A 16,635-nucleotide genomic window follows, 5' to 3' on the forward strand; every position below is an offset into this window, starting at 1 on the left:
CCGGTTGTGCGTTTCGTCCTTGCGTCCCAGTCCCCCGCCCGCCTCGCCGTCCTGCGCTCCGCGGGACTCGACCCGAGCGTTGTCGTTTCCGGCGTCGACGAGGACGCGGTGGCCGCCTCGCTGGCCGATCCGACCCCGGTCGAACTGGTCCGCGCGCTCGCCGCCGCGAAGGCCGAAGCGGTTTTCGAGACCCTGATCGGAACCCACGAGGGCGGCACCCACGACGGAGGCGCCGACATGGTCATCGTGGGCTGCGACTCGATGCTGTCGATCAACGGTGAGATGGTCGGCAAGCCGCTCACGCCGGAGGCCGCGCGCGAGCGCTGGGCGTCGATGGCCGGGAAAACCGGTGAACTTCTCACCGGCCACGCGATCATCCGCGTCGAGAACGGCGAGAAGACGAAGGAAGCCTCGGACACCGAAGGAACGACCGTTCGCTTCGGTACGCCGTCACAGGAAGAGATCGACGCCTACATCGCGTCCGGCGAACCGCTCCAGGTCGCGGGCGGCTTCACGCTGGACGGACGGGGCGGCTGGTTCGTCGAGGGCATCGACGGCGATTTCTCCAGCGTCATCGGGATCAGCCTCCCGCTGACCCGGCGTCTGCTGACCGAAGTCGGGCTGAGCGTCATCGATCTCTGGACCCGTCCCGCATCCTGAGACACCTCCCACACGATCGGGTGATCCGGAAGAGTCCTGCCTCGCCGAACGTTCTTCACGTTCGGTAAATCAGGAAACTTTCACGCACCGGAGTCGCCCCGTGTCTTTCATTCGGACCTACACCAGGCCAAGGGTCTTCGCGGCGGCGGTCCTCGGCTCGCTCGTCGTGGGTGCCCTTCTCGGCATTCTCGCCAGGACGACCGAAGCGAGCTGGCTGACCGAGCTGCTCGACCAGATCGGCACGATCTTCACCACGCTGCTGCAGATCGCGGTGATCCCGCTGGTCTTCACGGCGATCGTGGTGGGCATCAACAGCCTGCGCAACCTCGGCGGCGGCAAGACGGCCGCCCGGCTGGGCGGCAAGACCGTCCTATGGTTCGCGATCACCTCCTTCATCGCGTCGCTGATCGGTATCGCGGTCGCGAAACTGTTCAACCCGGGCAGCGGCGGACTCGGCGACGGCGTCGCCGCGACCGCGAAAAACGCAGACAAGGCAACAAAGAGCGTCGACAGCTGGGGCTCTTGGAGCGCCTTCGTCGACGGCTTGCTGCCGAAGAACTTCCTCACCGCTTTCACCGAAGGCGAGACGCTGCAGGTGCTGGTCCTCGCCGTGCTGATCGGCGCGGCCGCCTACAGCCTCGGCGACAAGGCCAAGCCGTTCGTCGACTTCACCACCAGCGTGTTCGAGATCATCCAGCGCTACCTCGGCTGGATCGTCCGGCTGGCCCCGATCGGCATCATCGGCCTGATCGGCGCGGCGGTGGCGAACTACGGTGACGCGCTGTTCCGGCCGTTGCTCAGCACCACTCTCGCGGTGTACGTCGGCTGCCTCCTCGTCCTCTTCGTGGTGTACCCGATCCTTCTGCAGTTCGTGGCGAAGGTCAGCCCGCTGACGTTCTTCTCGAAGGCGGGCACCGCGATCCAGTTCGCGTTCGCTTCGCAGTCTTCGGCCGCGACGCTGCCCCTGACCCGGCAGTCCGCCGTCAACCTGGGCGTCCAGCCCGCGTACGCCGCCTTCGCGACTCCGCTGGGCAGCGCGACGAAGATGGACGGGTGCGCCGCGGTGTTCCCGGCGATCGGCGCCATCTTCATCGCGAACCTGTCCGGTGTTTCGCTGAACTTCTGGCAGTACGCCGGGATCGTCGTGGTCGCCGTGCTCGGCGCGCTGGCCACCGCGGGTACCACCGGCTGGCTGACCGCGCTGACCCTGACCACCGCGTTCATCGGCCTCGACGCGCAGCAGGTGGCGCTCGGAATCGCGCTGATCTACTCGGTCAACCCGATCATGGACATGATGCGGACCGCGACCAACGTCGCCGGCCAGATCGTCGTCCCGGTCGTCGTCGCCCGCGGCGAAGGCCTCCTAGACGACGAGGTGCTCAACTCGCGGACCGACCCTTCGCCCAGCGAAGACGGCGAAGCGGCTACGACGGAGAAGGAGCCTGTCGCAGCAGGCACGAAGTCCTGACCTGCGAAAAGTGAGCAAGGGACCTTTGCTACCGCTTACTCAGCCTGGCCGAGCGAGCGGTAGCAAAGGTCCCTTGCTCCCGTTTCAGGGGCAGGGGCGCAGGTCCGCGCGAGTGAGCCGGACCTCCGGCCAGCCCTTCAGTTCCGAAGGCGCGGTGTACCGGCGGGTGCAGCCCACGGTGCCGCGCGCGACCTCGTAGACCTCCGCCAGCACCGGCGCCGCCTGGCATCGGGCCGAGCCGGATTGCGCGCCCGGGCACTCGTGCCGCACGACGATGACGTCGGCGATCCCGTCGGCGGTCACGTCGTGCAGGGCGATCGTGCCGGCGTCGGAGAAGTACGGCTTCCCGGTGTCCCGCCAGATCCCGCCGCGAGCGACGAACAACTCGCCCGCCGACCCGCCGCTGACGTCGCCGCGCACCAGGCAGACCGGCGTCGCGCCGTCGACGCAGCGCAGCGAATCACTCGCGAGGGTGACCCCCATGTCGTTGACGATCAGCGGGAAAACGGTGTCCGTCCCGATCCGGACCACGCCCTGCTTCCCCGCGTCGTCGGCCAGCAGGACCACGGGCACGCTGCCGACGCTCATCGCACCGATCTCCCGGCAGGCCGATCCGCCGCAGTCGACCCCCGGCGCCGGTGCGGCGTCGGTCACCGCGGGCCGGTCGTCGTCCGCCGGCACGGGCTCGCCGGGACGGAGCAGGACGACGGCCGCGAACACCCCCACCGTCACCACGGCGGCGAGCACCGCGATGAGCAGCACGGATCGAGGTGTCCGCGCTTCCTGTGTCCGCATATCCGAGAGCGTAAGTGATCTCGCACAGAGTGCACGTCTATGTTGTTCCCGTGACGAACCCCGGATTGCCCAACGCCCTCTTCCTCCCCACGGCGAAAAAGCCGAAGGATTTCGCGAAGGCCGAAATCGAACTCCGCAAGACCACCGACGGCCGGATGGCGCTGATCGCCTTCAGCACGGTGCAGCGGCTGGTCGAGTGCTGCGGTCAGCACCAGCCCTGGGCACTGGTCAAATCCGAGCACCTGGGACACGTCTACAAAGAACAGCCGTATGACCTGATCGTGCTGGATTCGGACCTTCCGGAAGAACTGCGGCACCGCGACGCGCTGGTATAAACGGTCTCACTGGGGGTGGCCTTGCTCTCACTCAACCAGAGCTGGATTTCCGTAAACTGCTGCGGAGCCGCATCGGGGCGGCCCGACGCGCGAACGCAGGAGGTACGGCGTGACCGAGCAGGCCGGCACAGGTGGTCCGGTGACCAAGATCCTGATCGCGAACCGTGGCGAAATCGCGGTTCGGGTGATCAGGGCAGCGAAGGACGCCGGTCTGGCCAGCGTCGCCGTCTACGCCGAACCGGACCGTGACGCACCCCATGTCCGTCTCGCCGACGAGGCCTTCGCCCTCGGCGGCACGAGCGCGGCGGAGAGTTACCTCGTCTTCGACAAGCTGCTCGACGCCGCCAAGCGGTCGGGCGCGGACTCGGTCCACCCGGGTTACGGGTTTCTGTCCGAGAACGCGGACTTCGCGCAGGCCGTGATCGACGCCGGGCTGACCTGGATCGGGCCGAGCCCGCAGGCAATCCGCGACCTCGGCGACAAGGTCACCGCGCGGCATATCGCGCTGCGCGCCGGTGCCCCGCTGGTGCCCGGCACGAAGGACCCCGCCGCGAACGCCGACGAGATCATCGCCTTCGCCGACGAACACGGCCTGCCGGTCGCGATCAAGGCGGCCTTCGGCGGCGGTGGCCGCGGCCTGAAGGTCGCGCGCACCCGCGAAGAGATCCCGGAACTGTTCGAATCCGCGACACGTGAGGCGATCTCCGCCTTCGGCCGCGGCGAATGCTTCGTCGAGCGCTACCTGGACAAGCCGCGGCACGTCGAGGCGCAGGTTCTCGCCGACCAGCACGGCAACGCGATCGTCGTCGGCACCCGCGACTGCTCGCTGCAGCGCCGCCATCAGAAGCTGGTCGAGGAGGCGCCCGCGCCGTTCCTGACCGACGAGCAGCGCAAGCGCATCCACGAGTCCGCGAAGGCGATCTGCAAGGAAGCCGGCTACTACGGCGCCGGAACCGTCGAGTACCTCGTCGCCGTCGACGGCACGATCTCGTTCCTTGAGGTCAACACGCGGCTGCAGGTCGAACACCCGGTTTCCGAGGAGACCACGGGCCTCGACCTCGTGCGCGAGATGTTCCGCATCGCCCGCGGCGAAAAACTGCGCATCACCGAAGACCCGGAACCGCGGGGTCACTCGATCGAATTCCGGATCAACGGTGAGGACGCCGGTCGCGGTTTCCTGCCCGCGCCCGGGACCGTGACGAAGTTCGTCGCGCCGAGCGGCCCCGGCGTCCGCGTCGACTCGGGTGTCGAGTCCGGCACCGTCATCGGCGGCCAGTTCGACTCGATGCTCGCGAAGCTGATCGTCACCGGTTCCGACCGGCAGAACGCGCTCGAGCGCAGCCGCCGGGCGCTGGCCGAGATGGTCGCCGAAGGCATGGCGACGGTCCTGCCGTTCCACCGCGCGATCGTGGACGACCCGGCCTTCATCGGCGACGAGGACGGGTTCAGCGTGCACACCCGCTGGATCGAGACCGAGTTCGAGAACACCATCGAGCCGTTCGTCGCCCCCGAAGCCGCCGAGGCCGAAGAGGAGCAGCCCCGCCAGAACGTCGTCGTCGAGGTCGGCGGGCGCCGCCTCGAAGTCTCGCTTCCGGGCGGTTTCGCGCTCGACGCCGGCGGCGGCACGGCCGTGAAGGCCAAGCCGCGCAAGCGCGCGGGCGGGACCAAGGCCGCGGTGAGCGGCGACGCCGTCACCGCGCCGATGCAGGGCACCATCGTGAAGGTCGCGGTCGAAGAGGGCCAGCAGGTCGAAGCCGGCGAACTGGTCGTCGTGCTCGAAGCGATGAAGATGGAGAACCCGGTCACCGCGCACAAGGCGGGCACCGTGACCGGGCTTTCGGTCGAGGTCGGCGCCGCGGTGACCCAGGGCACGCAACTCTTCGAACTCAAGGACTGAAGACTGACGGATGTCGTGGTTGACGGGACCTCGCTCGGCCTACCATCGAAAGGGTGAGCGAGATTCCGTCACCGCAGCTGCGGATCAGTGATCAGGATCGCGAATCCGCACTGACCGCGCTCGGCGAACACATGAGCGTGGGCCGGATCGACATCGACGAGTACGGCGAGCGATCCGCTCGGGTCACCGCGGCCAAAACGCGCGGCGAGCTGTCCGAGATCTTCCTCGACCTGCCCGGACCACACCCCGCCTTCGACGGGCTCAAGGCCGCCGTGGCGAAGACGGAAGACGAACAGACGCCGCCACCATGGGGTGGTCTCTCGCCTGCTCAACGCATCCTGGGCGCGCTGCTGCCGCTCCTCTTCATCGCCACGATCGCGCTCATCGTCACCACCGACGTCACCTGGTGGTTCCTCCTCGTCCCGATCGGGATCAGCGTCGTCGGCGAAGGTATCTGGGGCAAGGGCTGGGAGAACGCCCACCAGAAGCTGGCGAAGCAACGGCGCCGGGAAATGCGGCGGCGATACGAGGACCGTCGCGGCGAACTGGACGGTTGATCCGGCCGTAGACTCGCGACGTGAGTGTCGAGAGACCGGACATGCGGCTGAGCGACTCCGAACGCCAGGACGCGCTCGAAGCGTTGGAAGAACACGTTCGCACCGGAAGACTCGACCTCGACGAGTTCGGCACCCGTTCGGCGAAGGTCAGCGCCGCGAAGAAGGTGAGCGACATCGCGCCGCTGTTCACGGACCTGCCCTCGCCCCGGCCCAGCGCACTGCTCCCCCTGCCGCCGATGCCCGGCGTCGCGCAGGCGTCCGCGAACGGCGGTGGTCAGCCCACGAAATGGCTGACCACCAGCGCCGTGCCGATCGCCGCCGCCGTCGCGATCGCGCTGTTCTTCTTCACGAAGGGGACGTTCCTGGTCTTCCTGCTCCCGCTGGCCGTCGCGCTGATCATGAGCCGCCGCCGCTGAAGCGGCGCGACCCGTCCGGTTACCCTCGAAGTGTGGAACCGGTGGAGATCAACGCGGGCGAGTACTACCTGCGACAGCTTCGGGCGGACAAGGCTCTCGACGACCGCCCGGCGCTGGTCGCGGCCTTCGCCGACCCGACGCACCGCAAGTACGTCTTGAACTACCGGCTGCGCGACCTCGACGAAGCGACCGAATACGTCGCACTGCGCGTGGCTCAGTGGGCCGGTGACGAACGCTGCTCCTGGGCGGTCGCGGAGCCGACGACGGGCGACCTGCTGGGCGAGGTCGGCCTGCGGGACCTCGACCTCGACCTCGGCTACGCGGAGGCGTCGGTCTGGGTGCGGGCGGCGTCACGGGGCAAGGGCGTCGCGACGACGGCGCTCAACGCCGCCCTGCGGTTCGGCTTCGGCGGACTCGGCTTGCGCGAGGTCAGCTACCGCTACGAGGAAACCAACGAGATTTCGGCGACGATCGCCCGCAAATGCGGGTTCACCCTGGTCGGGCCCGAACCGGACCCGGCCCCGACCGGGGAACGCCTCATCCGCTGGCACCGCACCGCCTAGCCCCGCAACCACCGCAATTCGTCCTCTAGTTGCGGTAGTACGTAGTGCGAACCACCGCAACTAGAGGACGAAACGCGGCGGGGTCAGAAGGGGTAACCCGGGGGCGCACTGCGCACGGTGACCCACCGAGTCTCGGTGAACGCCTCGACATTCGCCGCAGCCCCACCGAAACGGCTTCCGGTACCCGAAGCGGCGACGCCGCCGAAGGGACTGTTCGCCTCATCGCTGACGGTCTGGTCGTTGATGTGCACGATCCCGGTCGGGACGCGGTCGGCCAGCTCCAGTCCTTTGAGGACGTCGCGGGTGACGATGCCCAGCGAAAGCCCGTACTCGCTCGCGGTGGCCAGCCGGACGGCCTCCTCCGCGTCGGAAAAGCGCACGACCGGCGCGACCGGGCCGAAGATCTCCTCGGCGACCGCCGGTGCTGTCGGCGGCACGTCGGCGAGCACCGTCGCGGAGTAGAACAGCCGGTCGTATTCGCCACCGGCGGCGATCCGTGCGCCCGCAGCGACACTGGAAGTGACCAGGTCGTGGATCTTGTCCCGCTGTCCGGCGTCGATGACGGGCCCGAGCGCGACCTCGTCCCGCGCCGGGTCGCCCACCCGCAGAGCGGCCGCTTTCGCCGCGAGCCGCTCGACGAAATCGTCGTAGAGCCGCTCATGTACGAGGTGCCGCCCGGTGGTCATGCAGATCTGGCCCTGGTGGAAGAAGGAGCCGAAAGCGGCCAGCCCGGCGGCTTCGTCGACATCGGCGTCGTCGAGCACGATGAGCGCGGAATTCCCGCCCAGCTCCAGATGGGCGCGCTTGAGGTGCTTGCCCGCGAGTTCGCCGACCTTGCGGCCCGCCCCGGTCGACCCGGTGAACGAGATGACCCGGACCGCCGGATGCGTCACCAGCGCCTCGCCGACGTCGGCCCCGCCGGGCAGGACCTGCAGCACTCCCGGCGGCAGACCCGCCTCTTCGAAGATCCGCGCGAGGACCACTCCACCGGTGACGGCGGTGCGCGGATCCGGCTTCAGGATGACGGCGTTGCCCAGCGCGAGCGCCGGGGCGACCGAGCGGATGCCCAGGATGATCGGCATGTTGAACGGCGAAATCACCGCGACGACACCGGCCGGCACGCGGCGCGCCATCGAAAGCCGCGGTTCTTCACTCGGCAGGAGTTCGCCGTACGGGCGACTGGGCAAGGCCGCCGCTTCGTAGCACTCCTGTTCCGCCACGTGCAGCGAGAATCCGGCCACCCCCGGTACGGCGCCGACTTCGCGCACGTTCCACCAGCGGATCTCGTCGGCGTGCTCGGCCCACAACCGCGCGGCGGCGCGCAGGACGGCGGCCCGCCGGACGTGCGGCGTCGCCGCCCACGATCGCTGCGCCTCGGCCGCGGTTTCCGCTGCTTTCGCGGCGTCTTCGGCCGAAGCGAGGCCGACGCTGCCCAGTACCGCACCGGTCGCGGGTTCGGTGACCTTCCGGATCCCCCCGGATCCGGGGACCCATGAGCCCCCGGCGAAGATCCGGTCCGTCCACGTCGACGAGTCGAGAAACACCACAAGTCCGCCTTCCATCCCAGGGAGGGCCGACGCTAGGACAATTTCACCCGATCAGGCAATGATCGGATCAACTCACCGGTTCGATGATCCCGGAGCGAGCCTCGGGAGCGGCCGACCGCAGCGCGTCCGCGGCCTCGTCGCTCGGCTGTGACTGGGACTCTCGTTCCGCCTCGACCCGCGCCTGGTAGACCTCGACCTCACGCTTTTCCGTCTCCTTGGACCAGCCGAGCACCTCGCCCACCAGCGCGGCGACCTGCGCGGCACAGTCGACCCCGCGGTGCGCGTACTCGATCGAGATCCGCGTCCGCCGGGCCAGGACGTCTTCCAGGTGAAGCGCACCCTCGTGGCTGGCCGCGTAGACGACCTCGACGCCGAGGTAGTCCGGCGCGTGCTCCAGCGGCTTGAGCAGTTCCGGCCGTCCTTCGCCGAGCGCGAGGACCTCGTGCACCATCGAGCCGTAGCGGTCGAGCAGGTGGCGGACGCGATACGGGTGCAGCCCGTGCTCCGAGGCCAGGTGGTCGGCCTGGTTCACCAGCGCGTGGTACCCGTCGGCCCCCAGCAGGGGCACCTTGTCCGTGATGGACGGTTGCGGCCTGCCCGGCAGGTCGACGGCCGCGGCGTCGACGGCGTCGGCCGCCATGACCCGATAGGTGGTGTATTTGCCGCCGGCGATCGCGACCAGTCCCGGTGCGACCCGGGCGACCGCGTGTTCACGCGAAAGCTTCGAAGTCTCTTCGCTTTCCCCTGCCAGCAAAGGCCGGAGGCCCGCGTAGACGCCCTCGATGTCGTCGTGCGTCAGAGGCGTGGCGAGCACGGTGTTGACGTGTTCGAGGATGTAGTCGATGTCGTGCTTCGTCGCGGCGGGATGCGCGAGATCGAGGTTCCAGTCCGTGTCGGTGGTACCGACGATCCAGTGGTTGCGCCACGGGATGACGAAGAGGACCGACTTTTCGGTGCGCAGGATCATGCCCGCTTCGGAGACGATCCGGTCGCGCGCGACGACGATGTGCACGCCCTTGCTCGCCCGGACGCGGAACCGGCCACGACCACCGGAAAGACGCTGGAGTTCGTCGGTCCAGACGCCGGTGCAGTTGACCACCGCGGAGGCCTCGATCTCGGTCTCGCGGCCGTCCTCGACGTCGCGCACGCGGACCCCGGAAATGCGGTCCGCCTCGCGGAGGAAGCCGACGACCTGCGTCGAGGTGCGGACGACGGCGCCGTAGTGCGCGGCGGTCCGGGCGACGGTCATCGTGTGGCGCGCGTCGTCGGATTGCGCGTCGTAGTACCGGATTCCGCCGATCAGCGCGGACCGCTTCAGCGCCGGGACCATCCGCAGCGCACCCGCACGGCTGAGGTGCTTCTGGCCGGGGACCGACCGCGCGCCGCCCATCGTGTCGTACATCAGCAGGCCGGCGGCGGTGTACGGGCGTTCCCAGACGCGGTGCGTCAGCGGGTACAGGAAGGCGACGGGTTTCACCAGGTGCGGGGCGATCGTGGTCAGCATCAGTTCGCGCTCGCGCAGGGCTTCGCGCACCAGGCCGAATTCGAGTTGTTCGAGGTAACGGAGCCCGCCGTGGAAGAGCTTGCTCGACCGGCTCGACGTCCCCGAAGCGAGGTCGCGCGCTTCGACCAGCGCGACCCGCAGGCCCCGAGTCGCCGCGTCGAGCGCGACACCGGCGCCGACCACGCCACCGCCGATCACGACCAGGTCGAATTTGTCCTTGCCCAGGCGCTGCCACGACTCTTCCCGCTTGAGCGGTCCCAGCCTGGCGGGGCTGTTTTCGGCTTCGCGATGAGAGCTTGTCACGTGACATTCCTCCTTGGGGCCGCTGTGGCTCCAGCATCGCACGATCGGCCGCGACCGGTCCGTTACACGGGTGACACATGTGGCGTAACCCTCGTCGATCTTGAAAAGATTGGTGCCCCCGACGCCTGGAAGGAACAAATACGCGGCGGTAACGTGCCTCGCACGTGGGTCGGCAAGGGCGCCGTAGCACACCGTGTTCGACCCTGCGCGGATAGTCCATTGTGGAGGTCGAACGGTGAGTGTGGGAGCCATATTCGTTTGGGAGCTGCTGGGAACGGCGGTCCTGATCCTGCTGGGTAACGGCGTGGTCGCGAACCACGTGTTGCGAAAGAACAACGGCCACGGCGGTGGCGTCGTGATGATCACCTTCGGGTGGGCGTTCGCGGTCTTCGCCGGTGCCAGCATCGCCGCGCCGAGCGGTGCGCACCTGAACCCGGCGGTGACCCTCGGGCTGGCCATCGCCGACAAGACCGAGTGGGGCGACGTCCCGATCTACATCGCCGGGCAGATGGTCGGCGCGATCCTCGGCGCGGTGCTCTGCTGGGCCACCTACAAACTGCAGTTCGACGATCACCCGCAGCGCGACGAGACGCTCGGCATCTTTTCGACCGCCCCGCAGATCCCGAACAAGGCGTGGAACCTCGTCACCGAGGTCATCGGCACCTTCGTGCTGGTCGCGTGGATCCTGCTCAGCCCGGTCTACGCCGGGGCCACGTCCGACGGCGGGACGCCGACCTTCGGCAACTCCGCGCTCGGCTACGCCGGTGTAGCGTTCGTCGTGCTGGTCATCGGCCAGTCCCTCGGTGGCCCGACCGGTTACGCCATCAACCCGGCCCGAGACCTCGGCCCCCGCATCGCGTACGCGTTCCTGCTGCCCATCAAGAACAAGGCCAACCCGAACTGGGGTTACTCCTGGATCCCGGTCGCCGGCCCGCTGGCCGGCGGTGCCCTGGCCGCCCTGCTGTACCTCGCCGTCCACAACCTGACCTGAGACTGGAGCTTCGATGACTTCGTACGTAGCCGCGATCGACCAGGGCACCACGTCGACCCGCTGCATGATCTTCGACCACTCCGGCCGGGTCGTGGCCGCCGACCAGCGAGAGCACGAGCAGATCTTCCCGAAGGCGGGCTGGGTCGAGCACAACGCCGAAGAGATCTGGGAGAACACCCGGGCCGTCGCGGGGGGCGCGATCGCCAAGGCGGACCTGCACACGAGCGACATCGTCGCGGTCGGCATCACCAACCAGCGCGAGACCGCGCTGGTCTGGGACCGCACCACCGGCAAACCGGTGTACAACGCGATCGTCTGGCAGGACACCCGCACCGACAAGATCGTCAACGAACTGGGTGCGCTCGGCGGTGGGCAGGAGCGCTACCGCGCGAAGGTGGGCCTGCCGCTGGCGACCTACTTCTCCGGGCCGAAGATCAAGTGGATCCTCGACAACGTTGACGGTGCCCGCGAAAAGGCCGAATCCGGTGACCTGATCTTCGGCAACATGGACACCTGGGTGCTGTGGAACATGACCGGCGGGGTGGACGGCGGCCTCCACGTCACCGACCCGACCAACGCGTCGCGCACCATGCTGATGGACCTCGACACCCTCGCCTGGGACCCGGAGATCGCCGCGGAGATGACGATCCCGCTGTCGATGCTGCCGGAGATCCGGTCGTCCTCGGAGGAGTACGGCAAGGTCCGGGAGAAGGGCGCGCTGGCCGGCGTCCCGATCGCGGGCATCCTGGGTGACCAGCAGGCCGCGACGTTCGGGCAGGCGTGCCTTTCGCCGGGTGAAGCGAAGAACACCTACGGCACCGGCAACTTCATGCTGCTCAACACCGGCACCGAGAAGGTCATGTCGGAGAACGGGCTGCTCACCACGGTCTGCTACAAGATCGGCTCGAACGACACGATCTACGCGCTCGAAGGTTCGGTCGCGGTCACCGGCTCGCTCGTGCAGTGGCTGCGCGACAACCTCGGCCTGATCGGCACCGCGGCCGAGATCGAGGAGCACGCCAGCAGCGTCGAGGACAACGGCGGCGCGTACTTCGTGCCGGCGTTCTCGGGCCTCTTCGCGCCCTACTGGCGTTCCGACGCCCGCGGCGCCATCGTCGGGCTCACCCGGTTCGTCAACAAGGGCCACCTCGCACGGGCGGTCCTGGAGGCGACGGCGTTCCAGTCGCGCGAGGTGATCGACGCGATGAACGCCGACTCCGGTGTCCCGCTGAAGTCGCTCAAGGTCGACGGCGGCATGGTCGTCAACGAGCTGCTCATGCAGTTCCAGGCCGACATCCTCGGCGTGCCCGTGATCCGCCCGGTGGTGAACGAGACCACCGCGCTCGGCGCCGCCTACGCGGCCGGTCTCGCGGTCGGGTTCTGGAAGAGCGAAGACGACATCCGCACCAACTGGGCGCAGGACAAGCAGTGGGACCCGTCGATGGACGAAGCCCGCCGTGAGTCCGAGTACCGGAACTGGAAGAAGGCGGTCACGAAGACCTTCGACTGGGTCGAAGACGAAGACTGACCCAGAGAGAGCAAGGGACCTTTGCTCTCACCTCCCTCGGGAAGTGAGAGCAAAGGTCCCTTGCTTCGTTCCGGGGCTAGCCGAACGCGCCGCCACCGGTCTGCGGAGCGCCCTTCGGAGTGACCTTCACCTGCGGCTTCTTATCCGGCGCGGGCGGAGTTCCGCACGGCTTCGTCAGCGCCGCCGGCACGATGGCGCGTGAACTGGACGACGGCGCCGGGCTCGATGACGGCGCGCTGCTGGGCGGCGTGCTGGAACTCGACGGCGGCTTGGTGCTCGAGAGAGGCTTGGTGTTCGAGGGCTTGGTGCTCGACGGCGGTGTCGTGGGCAGGCAGACCACCTCGAACTCGACGGTCGCCGTCCCGCTCGCGGCAGGCAGGTTCGGCCCGCCGTCGCAGTGGAAACTCGCCTTGAACTTGCCGGTCTTCCCGCCTGCTTTGCCGTCTCCGATGAACGACTTATAGAGCGTGACCGGACCTGCCAGCCCAGGCGACGTCACGGCGCTGACGTTGCCGTAGCAACTGGCCGTGAATCGGAGTGCCTGCCCGGGCGCGACCTTCGCCGGGCTGACCGAAAGTTTCGGCGGAGGCGCGGTCGCGGCCGCCTGCGGCGCGATGAACACGCCCGCCACCATCGCGAGCAGACCCGCACTCGCGACAATTCCCTTCATTCCCATGATCTCTCCCTCAGTGCGAATGCCCTCGCCTTGTGAACACGTCCGGGAAAGGGAAAGAGTTGCCTCGAAATCTCAAGGGAAAGCACAATTCCGCGAAATTCAGGAAGAAGTTGCCCCGCCACCGGTCTGCGGCGCCCCCACCGGAATCTTCGACACCTGACCGCCCACAGTAGGCTTAACCGGCGAAGTCGATTTCGTCGGCTTCGGCGGTTTGGCAGAAGTCGGAGTCGGCGGCTTGGCCGGCACGATTTCGAGGTTCGCCGTCATCGTCTTCTTCTTGCAGATCGCCTTGATCGCGTAAAAACCGGGCCTCGCCTTATCGTTGATATGCGCGACGGCCCCCTGGATCACCGGGGTTTCGTTGGTCACCTCGAACTTCCCGAGGCGATCCAGCACGACCGACTTCACCTCGCCCAGGTCACCGCCCGGGCAGCCGACCGAGACCAGGATCTCCTCCCCCGCCTTCGACTGCCGCGGGGACAGGCCGAGGAACGGGTAGTCGTCCTGCGCGAACCCGGCCGACGGAACGGCCAGGGCCACACCGCACGCCGCCAGCAGGACGGTCGCGGACCGATACCTGGTCAGGGAACTCACCTCACGATCAACCGAGCGAAAACGATGACGTTGTCGAGATAGTTGTGCGACGCCTTGTCGAAGACCCCGCCACAGGTGATGAGCCGCAGTTCAGGCTCGCTGGTGTCGCCGTAAACCGCGTCGGTGGGGAACTGGTCCTTCGGCACCTTCTCGACCTTCGTGACCGCGAACTCGGCCGTCGTGCCGTCCTTGCGGGCGACGGAGACCTTGTCGCCGGGCGCGAGTTCCTTCAGCCGGAAGAAAATGCCCTTCTGCTTGTTCCCGTCGACGTGCCCGAGGATCACCGAAGGCCCGACCTCCCCCGGAGTCGGCCCGTTCACGTACCAGCCCGCCTGCAGGGGCCGGGTGACCGGCGGGACCTCGACGGTGTTGTCCGCGTTGAGTCCCAACGGGACCAAACTGGACTTCGCGTCGATCTTCGGCACGTCTATCGACACAGGTTCGGCCTTCGGCATCCCCTCGCCGGCCGCCCCACCCTCGGCCTCCGGTTCGGTGCGCGGCGCGGCCGACGGCGCTTCCGTCTGCCCCGCGGCCGGCGGCGGCGCGGCCTGGCCCTCCCCCCGAGGACCCGACAGGACGAACGCCAGTGTCGCCAGCACGGCCAGCAAGGAGACCGCGAGCAGCAGCAGCGCTCGCCGTCCTCGCAACCGCGTCGACTTCATTCCCACCCCCGGCATTTGAGAAACGAGCCGGCCCCAGCCCCCAGACCGGGACCGGCTCGTGTTCACCCCCACGCATGCCAGACGCCACGCGCGGCCGGACGGTTGCCCGCCCAGGTCACGAAATGGTCGCGATCGACGGCGGGGTGGTCGTGAGTGCCGGAAATCAGGGCGCCATGCTGCCGTCACCGGCACCGGCGGCACCCGAAGGTATCGCGCTCACCTGCTTCCGCGGCACGGAAAACGTTGCGGTGTAAGGCTTTCCATTACAGTTGACGGTGAGCGGATAGCTGCCCGGAGCCGTTCCCGCCTTGAGTTCGACGTCCGCGCTCACGTTCGCCGGGACGCCGATGAGCGGGCCGTAGTCGTACTTCCCGACGGTCAGCACCGGCGAAGAGAACGTCGTCGACTTCGGCGCCTTCAGTCCTTCGCCGGGGCACTGCGCCAGCGCGACGTTGAAGTCGCCGTGCACGTACTTGTTGACCAGCCCGACGTCGTAGGCCGTGTCGTCGTTCAGCTGAACGGTGACGCCGGGACCGGGCTGGGGTTCGGGTTGCGGCTGCTGGGCGAGACCGGTCGCCGGCCCCGCCAGCACCGCCGCACCGATCGCCATCACTCCGACGAGAACCCTGCGCATCACGGTAAAACCCCTAGCTGTCAACGAAACACCGACACGCGCTAGACGCGGGCACCCCCGCGCGGGTTGCGTCGCGGAGAAGATCAGTCCGAGAAGATCAGTCCAAGTCGTCGTGGCGCATCAGCTGACGGCCCGCCTCGGTGATCGAACCCGACAGCGACGGGTACACCGAAAAGGTCAGTGCCAGATGTTCCACTGTGAGCTGGTTCTGCACGGCGAGCGCGATGGGAAGGATGAGTTCGCTCGCCCTCGGTGCCACGACCACGCCGCCGACGACGACACCGGTGGCGGGGCGGCAGAACAGCTTCACGAAACCGCGTCGCAGGCCTTCCATCTTCGCGCGGGCGTTCGTCGCGAGCGGGAGCATGATGGTGCGGGCGGGCACCTCCCCCGAGTCGATCGCCTGCTGGCTGATGCCGACGGTCGCGATCTCGGGGTGGGTGAAGACGTTGGCGGCGACGGTCTTGAGCTTGATCGGCGCGACACCTTCACCGAGCGCGTGCCACATCGCGATGCGGCCCTGCATGCTGGCCACCGAGGCGAGCATGAGCACGCCGGTGCAGTCGCCGGCGGCGTAGATGCCGGGCGCGCTGGTGCGGGAGACGCGGTCGACGCCGATGAAGCCGCCCGGGCCCGCTTCGATGCCGACCTTTTCCAGGCCGATGTCGGTGGTGTTGGGCACGGAACCGACGGTCATCAGCGCGTGGCTGGCTTCGATCACGCGGCCGTCCGCGAGGTGGATTTCGACGCCCTTGTCGGTCCGCACGACCTTGTCGGCGCGGGCCTGCTTGGCGACCGTGGTGCCGCGCTGCGTGAAGACCTCTTCAAGCACTGCGGCGGCGTCGGCGTCCTCGTGCGGGAGGACGCGGTCGCGGCTGGACACGACAGTGACCTTGACACCCATCTCGGTGTAGGCCGAGGCGAACTCGGCACCGGTGACACCCGAGCCGACGACGGCGAGGTGCTCGGGCAGCTCGCGCAGGTCGTAGAGCTGGCGCCAGTCGAGGATGCGCTCGCCGTCCGGCACCGCGCCGGGCAGCACCCGCGGGGTGGCACCGGTCGAGATGAGGACGACGTCGGCTTCGAGTGTCTCGGTCGTGCCGTCATGGGCGGTGACGGCGACCTTGTGGGTGGCGAGGCCGGTCTCGTCGTCGTCGAACCGGCCGTGGCCGACGACCACGCGGACGCCTTCGCGCTGCACGCGGGCGCGGATGTCGGCGGACTGCGCGAGCGCGAGCCCCCGCACCCGGCCGTGGACGGTCGGCAGGTCGATGCTGGTGTCGGCCATGTCGGTGTTGATGCCGAGTTCGCCGAGGTCGTGCATGTTCGCGAGGGCACCGGAGGACGCGATGAACGTCTTCGACGGGACACAGTCGTAGAGCACGCACGCGCCGCCGAGACCGTCGCGTTCGACGATGGTGACGTCGGCTCCGTGCTGGGCCGCGACCAGTGCCGCCTCGTAACCGGCGGGGCCTCCGCCCATGATCACGATCTTGGTCACTGGT

General features: G+C 68.3%; 17 protein-coding genes. 9 read left to right on the plus strand and 8 right to left on the minus strand.

Annotated features, from left to right (window positions below):
- Nucleotides 1-6: 6 nt before the first annotated feature.
- A complete protein-coding gene (locus ACLJRL_RS12970) occupies nucleotides 7-660 on the plus strand; it encodes a Maf family protein (RefSeq protein WP_410656381.1) in 654 nt (217 codons plus the stop codon).
- A 100-nt stretch (nucleotides 661-760) separates the two neighbouring features.
- Entirely contained in the window at nucleotides 761-2,128 is a 1,368-nt protein-coding gene (locus ACLJRL_RS12975; RefSeq protein WP_410656382.1) for a dicarboxylate/amino acid:cation symporter, read from the plus strand.
- An 84-nt stretch (nucleotides 2,129-2,212) separates the two neighbouring features.
- Here ACLJRL_RS12975 and ACLJRL_RS12980 read toward each other — a convergent pair whose 3' ends face one another.
- On the minus strand, nucleotides 2,213-2,923 hold the full coding sequence (locus ACLJRL_RS12980) for a hypothetical protein (protein WP_410656383.1): 711 nt from the start codon (nucleotides 2,921-2,923) through the stop codon (nucleotides 2,213-2,215).
- A 50-nt stretch (nucleotides 2,924-2,973) separates the two neighbouring features.
- Between ACLJRL_RS12980 and ACLJRL_RS12985 the strand changes: the two genes are divergently transcribed.
- The 5 genes from ACLJRL_RS12985 (at nucleotide 2,974) to ACLJRL_RS13005 (ending at nucleotide 6,691) form a co-directional block, all read left to right on the plus strand.
- Nucleotides 2,974-3,258 (plus strand): SAV_915 family protein, encoded by a 285-nt coding sequence (locus ACLJRL_RS12985; RefSeq protein WP_410656384.1) that lies wholly within the window; start codon nucleotides 2,974-2,976, stop codon nucleotides 3,256-3,258.
- Nucleotides 3,259-3,367: 109 nt separating this feature from the next.
- The gene (locus ACLJRL_RS12990) at nucleotides 3,368-5,155 is read left to right on the plus strand and encodes an acetyl/propionyl/methylcrotonyl-CoA carboxylase subunit alpha (RefSeq protein ID WP_410656385.1); all 1,788 of its coding nucleotides are present in this window, start codon (nucleotides 3,368-3,370) and stop codon (nucleotides 5,153-5,155) included.
- Nucleotides 5,156-5,208: 53 nt separating this feature from the next.
- Nucleotides 5,209-5,712 carry a DUF1707 domain-containing protein gene (locus tag ACLJRL_RS12995; RefSeq protein WP_410656386.1) on the plus strand — a complete coding sequence of 168 codons (504 nt, stop codon included), beginning with the start codon at nucleotides 5,209-5,211 and terminating at the stop codon, nucleotides 5,710-5,712.
- 41 nt (nucleotides 5,713-5,753) lie between these two features.
- The gene (locus ACLJRL_RS13000; RefSeq protein ID WP_410656910.1) at nucleotides 5,754-6,128 is read left to right on the plus strand and encodes a DUF1707 domain-containing protein; all 375 of its coding nucleotides are present in this window, start codon (nucleotides 5,754-5,756) and stop codon (nucleotides 6,126-6,128) included.
- Between the two features lie 32 nt (nucleotides 6,129-6,160).
- A complete protein-coding gene (locus ACLJRL_RS13005) occupies nucleotides 6,161-6,691 on the plus strand; it encodes a GNAT family N-acetyltransferase (RefSeq protein WP_410656387.1) in 531 nt (176 codons plus the stop codon).
- Nucleotides 6,692-6,774: 83 nt separating this feature from the next.
- On the opposite strand, the gene ACLJRL_RS13010 is transcribed toward ACLJRL_RS13005, so the two are convergent.
- A complete protein-coding gene (locus tag ACLJRL_RS13010; RefSeq protein WP_410656388.1) occupies nucleotides 6,775-8,238 on the minus strand; it encodes an aldehyde dehydrogenase family protein in 1,464 nt (487 codons plus the stop codon).
- A gap of 67 nt (nucleotides 8,239-8,305) precedes the next feature.
- Nucleotides 8,306-10,045 (minus strand): glycerol-3-phosphate dehydrogenase/oxidase, encoded by a 1,740-nt coding sequence (locus tag ACLJRL_RS13015; protein ID WP_410656389.1) that lies wholly within the window; start codon nucleotides 10,043-10,045, stop codon nucleotides 8,306-8,308.
- 235 nt (nucleotides 10,046-10,280) lie between these two features.
- On the opposite strand from ACLJRL_RS13015, the gene ACLJRL_RS13020 reads away from it, so the two are divergent.
- Nucleotides 10,281-11,036, plus strand: coding sequence for an MIP/aquaporin family protein (locus ACLJRL_RS13020; RefSeq protein WP_410656390.1), 756 nt, complete (start codon nucleotides 10,281-10,283; stop codon nucleotides 11,034-11,036).
- 13 nt (nucleotides 11,037-11,049) lie between these two features.
- Nucleotides 11,050-12,564 (plus strand): glycerol kinase GlpK, encoded by a 1,515-nt coding sequence (gene glpK / locus ACLJRL_RS13025; protein ID WP_410656391.1) that lies wholly within the window; start codon nucleotides 11,050-11,052, stop codon nucleotides 12,562-12,564.
- Between the two features lie 76 nt (nucleotides 12,565-12,640).
- Here the strand turns inward: glpK and ACLJRL_RS13030 are convergent, their stop codons facing one another.
- The 5 genes from ACLJRL_RS13030 to ACLJRL_RS13050 all read right to left on the minus strand — a co-directional run bounded on the left by ACLJRL_RS13030 (nucleotide 12,641) and on the right by ACLJRL_RS13050 (nucleotide 16,631).
- Nucleotides 12,641-13,240, minus strand: a complete 600-nt coding sequence (locus ACLJRL_RS13030) for a hypothetical protein (protein ID WP_410656392.1) — start codon at nucleotides 13,238-13,240, stop codon at nucleotides 12,641-12,643.
- Between the two features lie 99 nt (nucleotides 13,241-13,339).
- On the minus strand, nucleotides 13,340-13,834 hold the full coding sequence (locus ACLJRL_RS13035; protein ID WP_410656393.1) for a hypothetical protein: 495 nt from the start codon (nucleotides 13,832-13,834) through the stop codon (nucleotides 13,340-13,342).
- Nucleotides 13,831-14,496, minus strand: coding sequence for a class F sortase (locus ACLJRL_RS13040; protein ID WP_410656394.1), 666 nt, complete (start codon nucleotides 14,494-14,496; stop codon nucleotides 13,831-13,833). Before ACLJRL_RS13040 ends, ACLJRL_RS13035 begins: the two co-directional genes overlap by 4 nt.
- Before the next feature lie 163 nt (nucleotides 14,497-14,659).
- Nucleotides 14,660-15,130 (minus strand): hypothetical protein, encoded by a 471-nt coding sequence (locus ACLJRL_RS13045; RefSeq protein WP_410656395.1) that lies wholly within the window; start codon nucleotides 15,128-15,130, stop codon nucleotides 14,660-14,662.
- 97 nt (nucleotides 15,131-15,227) lie between these two features.
- A complete protein-coding gene (locus ACLJRL_RS13050; protein ID WP_410656396.1) occupies nucleotides 15,228-16,631 on the minus strand; it encodes an NAD(P)H-quinone dehydrogenase in 1,404 nt (467 codons plus the stop codon).
- Nucleotides 16,632-16,635 lie beyond the last annotated feature (4 nt).

The sequence above is a fragment of the Amycolatopsis sp. lyj-112 genome (assembly GCF_046549055.1).
In the GTDB taxonomy this organism is placed as follows: domain Bacteria; phylum Actinomycetota; class Actinomycetes; order Mycobacteriales; family Pseudonocardiaceae; genus Amycolatopsis.

Excerpts from the sequence above, each read along its gene's own strand:
- ACLJRL_RS12980 (WP_410656383.1), bottom strand. The coding sequence starts at position 2,923 with ATGCGGACACAGGAAGCGCGGACACCTCGATCCGTGCTGCTCATCGCG.
- ACLJRL_RS13000 (WP_410656910.1), top strand. The coding sequence starts at position 5,754 with ATGCGGCTGAGCGACTCCGAACGCCAGGACGCGCTCGAAGCGTTGGAA.
- glpK (WP_410656391.1), top strand. The coding sequence starts at position 11,050 with ATGACTTCGTACGTAGCCGCGATCGACCAGGGCACCACGTCGACCCGC.
- ACLJRL_RS13030 (WP_410656392.1), bottom strand. The coding sequence starts at position 13,240 with ATGGGAATGAAGGGAATTGTCGCGAGTGCGGGTCTGCTCGCGATGGTG.
- ACLJRL_RS13040 (WP_410656394.1), bottom strand. The coding sequence starts at position 14,496 with ATGAAGTCGACGCGGTTGCGAGGACGGCGAGCGCTGCTGCTGCTCGCG.
- ACLJRL_RS13045 (WP_410656395.1), bottom strand. The coding sequence starts at position 15,130 with ATGCGCAGGGTTCTCGTCGGAGTGATGGCGATCGGTGCGGCGGTGCTG.